This is a genomic window from Serratia sp. J2 (assembly GCF_046269175.1).
Lineage (GTDB): Bacteria > Pseudomonadota > Gammaproteobacteria > Enterobacterales > Enterobacteriaceae > Chania > Chania fonticola_C.
On the sequence record NZ_JBKABN010000014.1, the window covers coordinates 1 to 12,795 of the forward strand.

General features: G+C 55.1%; 13 protein-coding genes. 6 read left to right on the forward strand and 7 right to left on the reverse strand.

Features of this window, described 5'->3' with window-relative positions:
* Positions 1 to 45: 45 nt before the first annotated feature.
* Both ACKWMY_RS15270 and fabR read right to left on the reverse strand, forming a co-directional pair.
* Entirely contained in the window at positions 46 to 408 is a 363-nt protein-coding gene (locus tag ACKWMY_RS15270; RefSeq protein WP_024527924.1) for a YijD family membrane protein, read from the reverse strand.
* A gap of 13 nt (positions 409 to 421) precedes the next feature.
* Positions 422 to 1,054 (reverse strand): HTH-type transcriptional repressor FabR, encoded by a 633-nt coding sequence (gene fabR / locus ACKWMY_RS15275; RefSeq protein WP_024482854.1) that lies wholly within the window; start codon positions 1,052 to 1,054, stop codon positions 422 to 424.
* Positions 1,055 to 1,268: 214 nt separating this feature from the next.
* Between fabR and sthA the strand changes: the two genes are divergently transcribed.
* On the forward strand, positions 1,269 to 2,666 hold the full coding sequence (gene sthA, locus ACKWMY_RS15280; protein WP_021807209.1) for a Si-specific NAD(P)(+) transhydrogenase: 1,398 nt from the start codon (positions 1,269 to 1,271) through the stop codon (positions 2,664 to 2,666).
* On the opposite strand, the gene oxyR is transcribed toward sthA, so the two are convergent.
* Positions 2,649 to 3,566 (reverse strand): DNA-binding transcriptional regulator OxyR, encoded by a 918-nt coding sequence (oxyR, locus tag ACKWMY_RS15285; protein WP_024527923.1) that lies wholly within the window; start codon positions 3,564 to 3,566, stop codon positions 2,649 to 2,651. The genes sthA and oxyR overlap by 18 nt on opposite strands.
* 153 nt (positions 3,567 to 3,719) lie before the next feature.
* Between oxyR and ACKWMY_RS15290 the strand changes: the two genes are divergently transcribed.
* From ACKWMY_RS15290 to ACKWMY_RS15305, 4 genes are all read left to right on the forward strand, one after another.
* The gene (locus ACKWMY_RS15290) at positions 3,720 to 4,451 is read left to right on the forward strand and encodes a glutathione peroxidase (RefSeq protein ID WP_024482856.1); all 732 of its coding nucleotides are present in this window, start codon (positions 3,720 to 3,722) and stop codon (positions 4,449 to 4,451) included.
* Positions 4,452 to 4,584: 133 nt separating this feature from the next.
* Positions 4,585 to 6,033 (forward strand): dihydrolipoyl dehydrogenase, encoded by a 1,449-nt coding sequence (locus ACKWMY_RS15295; RefSeq protein ID WP_409486565.1) that lies wholly within the window; start codon positions 4,585 to 4,587, stop codon positions 6,031 to 6,033.
* A gap of 168 nt (positions 6,034 to 6,201) precedes the next feature.
* Entirely contained in the window at positions 6,202 to 6,462 is a 261-nt protein-coding gene (locus tag ACKWMY_RS15300) for a toxin HicA (protein WP_074029955.1), read from the forward strand.
* On the forward strand, positions 6,449 to 6,775 hold the full coding sequence (locus ACKWMY_RS15305; protein ID WP_074029954.1) for a type II toxin-antitoxin system HicB family antitoxin: 327 nt from the start codon (positions 6,449 to 6,451) through the stop codon (positions 6,773 to 6,775). The genes ACKWMY_RS15300 and ACKWMY_RS15305 overlap by 14 nt, the downstream gene beginning before the upstream one ends.
* 30 nt (positions 6,776 to 6,805) lie before the next feature.
* Here the strand turns inward: ACKWMY_RS15305 and argH are convergent, their stop codons facing one another.
* From argH to argC, 4 genes are all read right to left on the reverse strand, one after another.
* Positions 6,806 to 8,179, reverse strand: coding sequence for an argininosuccinate lyase (gene argH / locus ACKWMY_RS15310; RefSeq protein ID WP_074029953.1), 1,374 nt, complete (start codon positions 8,177 to 8,179; stop codon positions 6,806 to 6,808).
* A 74-nt stretch (positions 8,180 to 8,253) separates the two neighbouring features.
* Positions 8,254 to 9,471: an argininosuccinate synthase gene (locus ACKWMY_RS15315; RefSeq protein WP_409486566.1), complete on the reverse strand. Its 1,218-nt coding sequence runs from the start codon at positions 9,469 to 9,471 to the stop codon at positions 8,254 to 8,256.
* A gap of 26 nt (positions 9,472 to 9,497) precedes the next feature.
* Complete coding sequence (argB, locus tag ACKWMY_RS15320; protein WP_021181908.1) at positions 9,498 to 10,271, reverse strand: acetylglutamate kinase; 774 nt, start codon at positions 10,269 to 10,271, stop codon at positions 9,498 to 9,500.
* A 20-nt stretch (positions 10,272 to 10,291) separates the two neighbouring features.
* Entirely contained in the window at positions 10,292 to 11,296 is a 1,005-nt protein-coding gene (gene argC / locus ACKWMY_RS15325) for an N-acetyl-gamma-glutamyl-phosphate reductase (RefSeq protein WP_024482861.1), read from the reverse strand.
* Positions 11,297 to 11,514: 218 nt separating this feature from the next.
* Here argC and argE point away from each other — a divergent pair, with 218 nt between their 5' ends.
* Positions 11,515 to 12,660, forward strand: a complete 1,146-nt coding sequence (argE, locus tag ACKWMY_RS15330; RefSeq protein WP_074029946.1) for an acetylornithine deacetylase — start codon at positions 11,515 to 11,517, stop codon at positions 12,658 to 12,660.
* Positions 12,661 to 12,795: the final 135 nt, after the last annotated feature.

The following is a 12,795-nucleotide window of genomic DNA, read 5'->3' on the forward strand; positions in this document are numbered from 1 at the left end:
CAAAAAAGGCACTCCACGGAGTGCCTTTCCTCGATGAAACCATTTTTAATGCTGAACAGTGGCGGTATTGCGTTTCCTCAATTGGAAACCAATCCAGAACACCAGCACCACGCAGACAATCGAGGGCAGGAAGTTCGAGCCGATCTGCGGATATTCCGCACGCACGATCGCACTATATCCCAGGATGCCCAACAGGAAACAGCCGGCCGCCAATTTTGGCATGCCATCCGGCATTGGCTGGTTCAGGTAACGCTGATGCAGGCAATATACCGCCAACACCAAAGCAATCAACGGGAAGGCTGAAAACGACACCACCGAGCTGAACAGCGCGGCAAAGGAACCGTTTACGGACAGGCCGGCAATCAACGCCAGCAGTAAAGTACCATTCTCACGGCTTAGTTTTTCCATGACTTTCACCTTGTTATACGTGGGATACAGATGCTTTTTCTTGTTCGCGGCGATACCAATAATAGGCTCCTTTGGAGATCATCCGCAGTTGCAACACTAACCTTTCTTCAAGCTGCCGCCGTTGTTCAATATCAATATCCAGCGCTTCCGCACCGGCACTGAAGACAATCGTCACCATAGCTTCCGCCTGCGCCTCGGTAAAACTGCGCGGCATATGGTTTTCCAGCTCAAGGTAATCTGCCAGTTCGGCGATAAAATGTTGGATTTCCCGTGCTACCGCCGCACGAAATGCAGCCGAGGTGCCGGAACGTTCACGCAGCAACAGCCGAAAGGCGTTGGGATTATTGCCGATAAACTCCATAAAGGTCGATACCGACGTGCGGATCACGCTGCCGCCTTTGGCAATACGCTGGCGTGCCTGGCGCATCAATTGGCGCAACATCAGGCCGCTTTCGTCAACCATGGTGAGCCCAAGCTCATCCACATCGCGAAAATGGCGATAGAAAGACGTGGGCGCGATGCCCGCCTCTCGTGAGACTTCACGCAGGCTCAGGCTGGCAAAACTGCGCTCGGCACTCAGTTGGCTGAAAGCCGCCTCAATGAGGGAACGACGAGTGCGTTCTTTTTGTTGTGCTCTGACGCCCATTTGCATATCCGGATGACTTCCCTTCTTCAGTCTAACGCCGCAGAACTGGCAATATAGCAAATTTATTGCAACAGCATTTATACAAACGCGCTTTGTCACAGTTCTAGGCCACACCGATTGTGCTTTGCCACAAAAAGGCTAATGGTAATTGGGCACGCAGCGCTATGATGTTAAGATACCGTTGTAAATTTGTATAAGAACAGGTCTCTCCTACATGCAACAACACTATCAATTTGATGCCATTATCATCGGCTCCGGCCCTGGTGGTGAAGGCGCAGCCATGGGTCTGGTGAAACAAGGTGCCCGCGTGGCCGTGATCGAACGGTACAATAACGTGGGCGGCGGCTGTACTCACTGGGGAACCATCCCCTCAAAAGCCCTCCGCCACGCCGTCAGCCGCATTATCGAATTCAACCAGAACCCGCTTTACAACAACTCCCGCACCCTTAGCGCCACCTTCCCTGACATTTTACGCCACGCCGACAGCGTGATTAACCAGCAAACACGCATGCGCCAAGGGTTCTACGAGCGTAACCAGTGCAAGCTGTTCGCCGGTAACGCCAAGTTTATCGACGCCAACACCGTCAGCGTAAGCTATATGGATGGCACACAGGATACCATCCGCGCCGACCATATCGTGATCGCCTGTGGTTCACGCCCTTATCATCCGAACGGCGTTGATTTTAACCACTCGCGCATTTATGACAGCGACTCCATCCTGGAGCTGAACCACGAGCCACGCCACGTGATTATCTACGGCGCCGGGGTGATTGGCTGCGAATATGCTTCTATCTTCCGTGGCTTGAACGTGAAAGTGGACTTGATCAACACCCGCGATCGGTTGCTGGCGTTCCTCGATCAGGAGATGTCAGATTCTCTGTCTTATCACTTCTGGAATAACGGCGTGGTGATCCGCCACAATGAAGAGTTCGAGAAGATCGAAGGCACCGACGATGGCGTGATTGTGCATCTGAAATCCGGCAAGAAAGTGAAGGCCGATTGCCTGCTGTACGCCAATGGTCGTACCGGTAACACCGATGCGCTGGGTCTGGAGAACGTGGGTCTGGAATCAGATAGCCGTGGCTTGCTGAAGGTCAACAGCATGTATCAGACCGCCGTATCCCACATTTATGCCGTGGGTGACGTGATCGGCTATCCGAGCCTGGCGTCTGCCGCTTATGACCAGGGACGCATCGCCGCTCAGGCCATCTCTTCTGGGGAAGCCAGCGGGCATCTGATCGAAGACATTCCAACGGGCATTTATACCATTCCAGAAATCAGCTCCGTCGGTAAAACCGAGCAGGAACTGACGGCAATGAAAGTGCCCTACGAAGTGGGCCGCGCCCAGTTCAAACACCTGGCCCGGGCGCAGATTGCCGGCATGAACGTGGGTAGCCTGAAGATCCTGTTCCACCGCGATACCTTGCAGATCCTGGGGATCCACTGCTTTGGTGAGCGTGCGGCAGAGATCATTCACATCGGTCAGGCGATCATGGAACAGAAAGGTGAAGGTAATACCATCGAGTATTTCGTCAATACCACCTTCAATTATCCGACCATGGCCGAAGCCTACCGCGTGGCAGCGCTAAACGGCTTAAACCGCCTGTTTTAAGTTCGCTTTCAGGTAGTTCTGCATGTGTTCGCGAATAGCCTCGGCCAACTGCTCATAGCGGCTACGCAGCGGGGAGCCGGGGCGATACACCAGAGCAATGGTGCGCTTCGGTTCCGGTTTGTAGCACTCCAGATAGCAGACGCCGTCACGCTCGCGTTCACGCGGTACTGCCAAGGCGGGCAACAGCGTTATCCCACTGCCTGCGGCAACCATATTACGCAGCGTTTCCAGACTGGTCGCGCGGAAGTGGGTATCCTCATCCGCACCGGCCTGGAAGCAAAAGCCCAGCGCCTGATCGCGTAAGCAGTGGCCATCTTCCAGCATCAGCAGTTTTTCACCCGCCAAATCGGCCATCGCCACGCGTTCGCGCTGCGCCCACGGATGGTCGGAATAGACTGCCAATTGCATCGGTTCATCGAACAAAGGCACTTCGATAAAGGCTTCGGTTTCTTTCACCAAGGCAAGAATAGCGCAGTCCAACTTGCCGCTGTCCAGCTGTGCCAACAGTTGATGGGTTTGTGCTTCGTGCAGGTACATTTCCAGCTTGGGAAAGGATTTATGCAGCGTCGGGATAATCTGCGGCAGCAGATAAGGCCCCACGGTAGGGATCAGGCCGATATGCAACGGCCCGGACATCGCCTCCCCCTGCTGGCTGGCCATTTCCTTCAAGACTTTGACTTCGCGTAGCACGGTGCGCGCCTGCTCCACCAGCAGTAAGCCTGCCTGCGTGAAAAGCACCTTACGGCTGGTCCGCTCGAGCAGCATCACGCCCAACTCGTCTTCCAGCTTGCGGATCTGTCCACTCAATGTTGGTTGACTGACATGGCATGAGTCGGCAGCACGCCGGAAGTGGCGGTGCTCGGCCAAGGCGACCAGATACTCTAAATCACGAATATTCATTGTTGTTTCCCTCCTGGCCATGATAGCTCATGGCGATAGATAAGATAGCAACGAGTGATTAGAACTATCAAGCCCCGCAGTGAATAATGTCCCCCAACGAAGCGCAACGGCGCCAACATAAAAAATTCATTTTTCTAATTAAGGGGTTAATTCATGTTTACCAGTCAAGAAGGCAAAAAAGTCCCTCAGGTTACCTTCCATACTCGCCAGGGCGACCAATGGATCGATGTCACCACGGATGACCTGTTTAAAGACAAAACCGTGATCCTGTTCTCCTTGCCGGGCGCGTTCACCCCAACCTGCTCATCAAGCCATTTGCCGCGCTATAACGAACTGTCTAGCGTGTTCAAGCAACACGGCGTTGACAGCATCCTGTGCGTCTCGGTGAACGACACCTTTGTGATGAACGCCTGGAAAGCCGATCAACACGCCGAAAATATTACCTTCGTGCCGGACGGCAACGGTGAATTCACCAAGGGCATGAACATGCTGGTTGAGAAAGCCGATCTGGGCTTTGGCCCGCGTTCATGGCGCTACTCCATGCTGGTGCGTAACGGTGTGGTAGAAAAAATGTTCGTCGAACCAAACAAGCCGGGCGACCCGTTTGAAGTTTCTGACGCTGACACCATGCTGAAATACCTGGCACCGGAATTCCAAGTGCAGGAATCGGTTTCCCTGTTCACCAAACCGGGTTGCCCGTTCTGCGCCAAAGCCAAACAAATGCTGCAAGAGCGCGGGATCCAATATGAAGAAATCGTGTTGGGCCAAGACGCGACCACGGTCAGCCTGCGCGCTGTCAGCGGCCGCGCTACCGTGCCACAGGTGTTTATCGGTGGTCGCCACATCGGTGGTAGCGACGATCTGGAAAACTTCCTGTCAGCCTGAATGATAAAAATAAACCCGATGGGCCTCAGGCACGGTTCAACAATCTGTCGCCTGAAAAAACCAACGGCATAGCAGTAATGTGACTTTTGGCGGGTGCTAACCCGCCCTTTTTTTATTCCCTTCAGGAGCGGATATGAAACTGTTGAATGTCGACGTCGCCGTTATTGGCAGCGGCACTGCCGGGCTAGGCGCTTACCGCGCAGCAAAACTTTCTACCCCGAGCGTGGTGATGATTGAGGGCGGACCTTTTGGCACGACCTGTGCCCGCGTTGGCTGTATGCCTTCCAAATTGCTGATTGCTGCGGCAGAAGCGGTGCACCAGATCGAACGGGCTCCAGGGTTTGGTATCCATCCTGCGGGAAAAACCACCATCAATGGCCGTGAAGTGATGGATCGCGTCAAACGCGAGCGCGATCGCTTCGTCGGTTTTGTACTGGAAGGGGTCGATAGCATCCCGGCCGCAGACAAAATTCAGGGCTATGCCCGCTTCATTGACGACAACACTTTGCAGGTTGACGAGCATACGCGCATCGTCGCGCAGCGTATCGTAATTGCCACCGGCTCCCGCCCTAGCTGGCCTGCGCCGTGGAACGATCTGGGCGATCGCCTGATCGTCAATGACGATGTATTTAACTGGGATGATTTGCCGCAGTCCGTCGCGGTATTTGGCCCAGGGGTGATCGGTTTGGAACTGGGCCAGGCGCTGCATCGCCTTGGCGTTGCCACTAAAGTGTTCGGCGTTGGCGGCGCGGTTGGCCCGCTGACCGACAGCGTAGTGCGGGAATATGCCGCTAAAACGCTGGGTGAAGAGTTCTATCTCGACCCGGATGTCAAAGTAGACATCATGCAACGCGAAGGCGACAAAGTGTTTATCCGCTACCAGGATCTGCACGGCCAAACGCAGGAAATGATGGTGGATTACGTGCTGGCCGCCACCGGCCGCCGCCCGAACGTCGACAAGCTGGGATTGGAAAATACCACCCTGGTGCTGGATGCCAAAGGCGTGCCACAGGCCGATCGCTTAACCATGCAAACCAGCGTGCCGCATATTTTCATCGCCGGGGATGCCAGTAACCAGTTGCCATTGCTGCACGAAGCCAGCGATCAGGCCCGTATTGCCGGGCACAATGCGGGCAGCTTCCCAGAAGTAACACCAGGCTTGCGCCGTAGCGCGATTTCCGTGGTGTTCTCAGACCCGCAAATCGCCATGGTCGGCTCGACCTTCCGTGAACTGAACCAGAAATTCAGTGCCTGTGGCTGCTTTGAAGTGGGTGCCGTATCGTTCGAAAACCAGGGCCGTTCCCGGGTAATGCTACGCAATAAAGGCATCTTGCACGTCTATGGTGAGCAAGGGACTGGCCGCTTCCTGGGTGCTGAAATGATGGGGCCGGACGTGGAGCATATCGCCCATCTGCTGGCCTGGGCACATCAGCAGCAAATGACCATCGACCAAATGCTGGATATGCCGTTCTACCATCCGGTGATCGAAGAAGGGTTGCGTACCGCGCTACGCGATCTGCAAGCCAAGCTGAAGCTGGGTGAGTCTGAGGCAGAACGCTGCCAGCGTTGCCCTGGCGAATAAGCCTTTCGCTATTGCGTCAGTCAGCACAACCGGGCCTCCGTGCCCGGTTTTTTGCGTATGTCATTCCAGCCTTGAATCCCCTTGCTTGCCGAGTTTTGGTTTTAGCGTCATTTTTATGCTCCTTTATCTTGAAATGATATCAATATTGATACTAATATAGGGCACTAAATGAAAGGACTCAGAGAAACCATTGACGATCTGCAACAGCGGCAAGCCAATATCAAATTCAACACATTGGTAAAGATCTGCACTTACTGGTTTGGCCCACCTCGCTTGAACGGTGGTAGCCACAAGGTTTACAAGATGCCTTGGCCGGGGGATCCACGCGTGAACATTCAACGTGCAGATAGCGGCATGGCAAAGGGATATCAAGTCAAGCAGGTGATCAGCGCACTGGCTAAACTGGAGGAAGAAAATGGAAAAACATGAGCATTACACTTACCGCATAACCTGGTCAGCGGAGGATAGCGAGTATGTCGGCCTCTGTACGGAGTTTCCCTCTCTGTCATGGCTGGCACCTACCCGTACCGCTGCGTTGGACGGTATTGAAAAGCTGGTGAGCGATGTGATTGCCGATATGCTCGCCCAGGGCGAAACGCCGCCAGAGGCACTGGCAGAGAAAAGCTTCAGTGGGAAACTGGTGCTGCGGATGGCCCCGGAACAGCATCGCCGTCTGGCGATAAATGCTATGGATGAAGGCGTTAGCCTGAACCGTTATTTGTGCGCCCGATTGGCAGGATAAAGGCAGCATTGCGCTGCCCTCAAGCGTAGCTTAGAACAGGCGTTTTTTTGCCTCGGCGATCGCATAGGCAACCTGCTGTGGAGAAACGCCGCCCTTGGCTGCGCGCTTATCCAGGCAAGATTGCAACGACAGGATCGGATAAACGTCGTCTCCAATCACGCTGTTGAACTTCTGCAAATCGCTCAGCGGCAGGTCTTCCAACGGCTTGCCCTGGCGGATCGCTTCCACTACTGCTTCACCTACAATGTGGTGCGCTTCGCGGAACGGCACACCTTTGGCAACCAGATAGTCTGCCAGTTCGGTGGCGTTGGCATAGCCTTGCTGTGCCGCTTCTTGGCAACGCGGGCGCTTCACCTGAATGCCGTCCAGCACCAATGCCGCCATCTGCAGGCAATCCATCCACGTGTCGAGCGCGTCGAACAGCCCTTCTTTGTCTTCCTGCATGTCTTTGTTGTAAGCCAACGGCAGGCCTTTCAACGTCATCATCATGCCGGTCAAGGCCCCTTGCACACGGCCAGACTTGCCACGGATCAGCTCTAACGCGTCCGGGTTTTTCTTCTGTGGCATCAGGGATGAACCTGAGGTCACGCGATCCGAAAGCTCGACAAACGCCGCTTCGCCGCTGTTGAAGAAGATCAGATCTTCGGCAAAGCGCGACAGGTGCACCATGCTGATGGCAGCATTGGACAGCAGCTCCAGCACGTGATCACGATCGGAGACGCTGTCCAGGCTGTTGCGCGTGGCAGAGGCAAAACCCAACCAGCCAGCCAGTTGTTCACGGTCGATCGGATAAGCAGTTCCGGCCAAGGCACCGCTACCCAGCGGGCTAACGTCCAGACGTTTCAACGTATCCTGCAGGCGGCTTTCATCACGCGCCAGCATCTCAACGTAAGCGAGGCACCAGTGGGCAAAAGTTACCGGCTGGGCACGCTGGAGGTGGGTGTAACCCGGCATCACCGCATCCTGATTGGCTTCGGCGGTTTCTACCAGCGCCTGTTGCAGCTGTACCAATGCCTGATGCAGTTCACTAACCTGATGTTTGCACCACAGTTTCAGATCGGTGGCCACCTGATCGTTACGGCTACGGCCGGTATGCAGCTTTTTGCCCAGATCGCCGACTTTCTCGATCAGCTTCTGCTCGACCCAGCTGTGAATATCTTCTGCGTCGCTGTTAACGATCGCCAGAGGATCGGCCTGCACTTCTTCCAGCAGCACGTTCAGTGCCTGCTCAAGCTGCTGTTGCTCTGCTGACGTCAGTACGTTGACGGTCACCAGCGCTTTTGACCAGGCGACGGAGCCCACAATATCCTGTTCCGCCAGGCGATAGTCGAAGCGCAGGGAATCATTTAACTGTTTGAACCGCTGATCCGCTGCCTGACTAAACCGTCCGCCCCAAAGTGCCATAATCTTGCTCCTGAATAAGTATGCGAAAGGGCGCAGCATGCTGCGCCCCTCAAATTGACGCTAAACCAACGACGTTACTTTTTCTTCTCGTTCAACGCGCGGATACGGGAAGAGAGCGAGAACAGACGGATAAAACCACCCGCATGGCTGTGATCGTAAACTTCGTCTTCGCCAAAGGTCGCAAATTCTTCTGAGTACAGGCTGTTGGACGATTTCTTCTGGATCGCCGTCACCTGGCCTTTATACAGTTGCAATACCACTTCGCCGTTAACTTCTTCCGCCAGCGCTTGTGCGGAAGCCTGAATGGAACGACGCAGCGGAGCAAACCAGCGACCATCGTAGACCACATAGGACATTTCCAGGCCCAACTGCTCACGCCATTTAAAGCTATCACGATCCAGTACCAACTGCTCGACCCCACGCAGCGCAGCAACCATAATGGTGCCTCCTGGGGTTTCATAGCAACCACGGGATTTGATGCCTACCAGACGGTTTTCCACGATATCGATACGGCCCACGCCATGTTTGGCACCCAGCACGTTCAGGGCTTCCAGGCACTTGTACGGGCTCATGGCTTCACCGTTAACGGCAACCACGCAGCCTTTCTCTACGGTGACGGTCACTTGTTCTGGCTTGTCCGGGGCTTCCAACGGATCGACAGTCCAGACCCAGCAATCTTTGTTTGGTGCATTCCACGGGCTTTCCAGCACGCCGCCTTCGGTAGAGATGTGCCAGGCGTTTTCGTCACGGCTGTAGATCTTCTCCAGCGAAGCGGTGGTTGGGATATTACGCGCTTTCAGGTAATCCAGCAGGGCCTCACGGGAACGCAGGTTCCACTCACGCCAAGGCGCGACCACCTTCAGGTGCGGAGCCAATGCGGTATAGGTGGTTTCGAAACGCACCTGATCGTTGCCTTTACCGGTGGCCCCGTGGCACAGCGCATCGGCACCCACTTTCAGCGCCAGCTCAACCTGGGCCTTGGCAATGATCGGACGCGCCATTGAGGTACCCAGCAGGTAGCTGCCTTCGTACAGTGCACCGGTCTGCAGCACCGGATAAACATAGTCACGGATAAACTCTTCACGCAGATCGACAACATGACACTCAGAGGCACCGGATTGCAGAGCTTTCTGCTCAACGCCTTCCAGATCGCCGCGCTCCTGGCCGATGTCTGCCACGAAGGCTACCACTTCACAGCCACCGTAGTTCTCTTTCAGCCACGGAATGATGGCCGAAGTATCCAGACCGCCGGAGTACGCCAGAACGATTTTCTTGATGCCTTTGTTTTGCATTGTGTTATTCCTTTTTAATTCTAAATTTAAGCGAGGATCCGGGTGCCAATCGACACACCATTAAACAGAGCAGGGAGCTTTTCGGCATTACGCCAGCTGGCGATATCTACCGGGCGGCCAAGGGTACGTGCAGCATCCAGCGCCGCATTGACCTTCACCACCATACCATCGGTAATGATGCCTTGAGCAATCAGTTGCTCGGCTTTTTGTGCGGTCATTTCCGCGATGCGCTGCCCTTTGCCGTCGAGAATACCGCTGACATCCGACAGCAAGATTAAATCCGCCCCCAGCGTGGCGGCCAGGGCCGTCGCAGCCTGATCGGCGTTTACGTTCATCAGTTGGCCTTCGGCAGTGATGCCGATGGAGCTGACCACTGGCAGGTAGCCAGCGCCCAACAAGGTATTGAGCAGCGCAGGCGTTCCTGGTACTGCGTGGCCCACGTGGCCCAACGCTGGGTCCAACTGAGTTACCGCAACGCTGCCACCGTCCGCCAGGCTCAGGCCAACCGCATTAATTTTGTGCTTCACCGCCCAGGCCAGCAGGGTTTTATTGGCCGTTCCTGCCAGTGCGCCGGTGATGATGTCGATCTGATCGGCTGGAGTAACGCGCAGGCCGTTCTTCTTCACTACCGGCAGGGAGAGCTGTTTCATCAATTCATCCACCACGCAGCCGCCGCCGTGAACGATCACCAGCGGGCGCTGATGTTCCTGGCGATAGACATCCAGCGCGGTAAACAAACGCTCCAGCGCTTCCTCACTGTCCAGTAGCACGCCACCTAGTTTGATAATCAATGGATTCATTACTGTTTACTCACGCTGATTTAAAGTAAGGATTGGGTTTCAGGGAAGCCGAAACGGATATTCAGACACTGCACCGCCTGAGCGGCCGCACCTTTCAACAGGTTGTCTTCTGCGGCTACGGCGATCAGATGCTCGCCCTGCACGGCAAAGCCGATATCGCAGAACGGCAGGCCCACCACGGATTTCAGTGCCGGCACCCCTTGGTCATACAACCGCACCAATGGTTTGTCGTCATACGCCGCATGGTAAGCCGCTGCCACGTCCTGCGCGGTGACGCCCTTGTTCAGGCGGCAGGTGATGGTTTCCAGAATACCCCGAGGGAAGTTACCCAAATGTGGCGTAAAGATAACTGGCACCCCAAGATGGGCAGAAATTTCTGGCTGATGACGATGATTGAACAGGCCATAAGGTTGCAGGCTGACTTCACAGAAACTGGTCGTGACGCTGGCTTTACGCCCTGCACCACTCACGCCGCTAACGGCGTTGATGACCGGCCATTGATCCAGGTTCAGTAATTGCTTGTCGAGCAGCGGTTTGAGCGCCAGCTGCGCCGCCGTTGGGTAGCAGCCCGGCACGGCAATCAACTGCGCCTGCTTGAGTTTTTCACTCTGCCACTCCGCCAGGCCGTAAACTGCCTGCGCCAGCCAGTCGGCATGCTGGTGTGTAAAACCATAATACTGTTGATAAAAATCAGCATCCTGCACGCGGAATGCGCCGGAGAGATCGAACACCACGCAACCCGCGGCCAGGAATGCTGGCGCGATGTCGTGGCTCACCTCATGGGCAGTCGCGAGGAAAACAACGTCGATGCCTTTGGCCGCTGCGGCAACGTCAACCAGCGGCTGTAATGGCAGATCGACGATGCCTTTTAATTGAGGGTGCAGCTCGGAAAGCAATTTTCCTGCATCTGCACTTTGCGCTGAAACCGCTAAAGCGGTTATGTTCATGTGTGGGTGGCGATTCAGGTAAGCCGTGAGCTCTGCTCCGGCATAACCGCTGGCACCAACAATCAGCGTATTCAACATGTGGCCTTTCACCTTCTTGGCTAGCAATCTAAGAGTCACGGCGACCCTGGTAGCAGGGCTTGGTCGCGTTGTTGCGCGGTTCACCCACGTGGTTGAGCGTGATGTTTTTATCAACATCCGGGTTGCAGGTTCCCTTACGCTCTAGCTTACTGTATTTTTATTCAAAATAAATGCATGAATATTGATACTATCCTAACCAAAGGCTGTCAACAGTGAAGATGAAATTACCTCCATTTATTGAGCTGTACCGGGCGTTGATCGCCACTCCATCGATCAGCGCCACCGATGGCGCCCTCGATCAGAGTAATGAAGCATTAATCAACTTGCTGGCCGGCTGGTTCAACGATTTGGGCTTCCGCGTCGACGTGCAGCCCGTGCCGGACACCCGCAACAAATTCAACCTGCTGGCCAGCCTCGGTGAAGGCAGCGGCGGCCTGCTGCTGGCGGGCCATACGGACACGGTGCCTTACGATCAGGGGCGCTGGACACGAGATCCCTTTACCCTGACCGAGCACGACAACAAGCTGTACGGGCTGGGGACCGCCGACATGAAGGGCTTCTTCGCCTTTATTCTGGATGCGGTACGCGATATCGATGCCAGTAAGCTGACCAAGCCGTTGTACATTCTGGCTACCGCCGATGAAGAAACGACGATGGCTGGCGCACGCTACTTTGCTGCCTCCAGCAAAATCCGCCCGGACTTTGCCATCATCGGCGAGCCAACCTCGCTGCAACCGGTGCGCGCGCATAAAGGCCATATCTCCAGTGCGATCCGCATCGTTGGTCAGTCGGGCCATTCGAGCGATCCGGCGCGCGGTGTCAATGCTATCGATCTGATGCATGAGTCGATTGGGCATCTGATGGAATTGCGCAAAACCCTACAGGAGCGCTACAACAACCCGGCGTTTGCGGTGCCTTACCCAACCATGAACTTTGGCCATATCAGCGGTGGTGATGCGGCCAACCGTATCTGTGCCTGCTGTGAACTGCATATGGATATCCGCCCGCTGCCGGGGATGACGCTGGATAACATCAACGAACTCCTGCACGAAGCGTTGGCACCGGTAAGCCAACGTTGGCCGGGCCGCTTGACGATCGATGAGCTACATCCGCCGATCCCTGGTTACGAATGCCCAACCGACCACCACATGGTGGCAGTGATTGAAAAACTGCTGGGTTCACGCACCGAAGTGGTCAACTACTGCACCGAAGCGCCGTTCGTCCAAGAAGTGTGCCCAACGCTGGTGCTCGGCCCAGGTTCGATCAACCAGGCGCATCAGCCGGATGAGTATCTGGATACCGCATTTATTGAGCCAACGCGTAAGCTGCTGGGTCAGTTGGTCGACCATTTCTGCCGGCAATAAACCTTAATAACAACAGGGGAATGGGTTACCATTCCCTACCTCTTAAGACGTAGTAATTTAAGCCGATAAGCCAGACTGATAACCGGCCGCGCGTAATTAAATTTCAGAAAATACGCCGAATTTGATGTTTTTTTG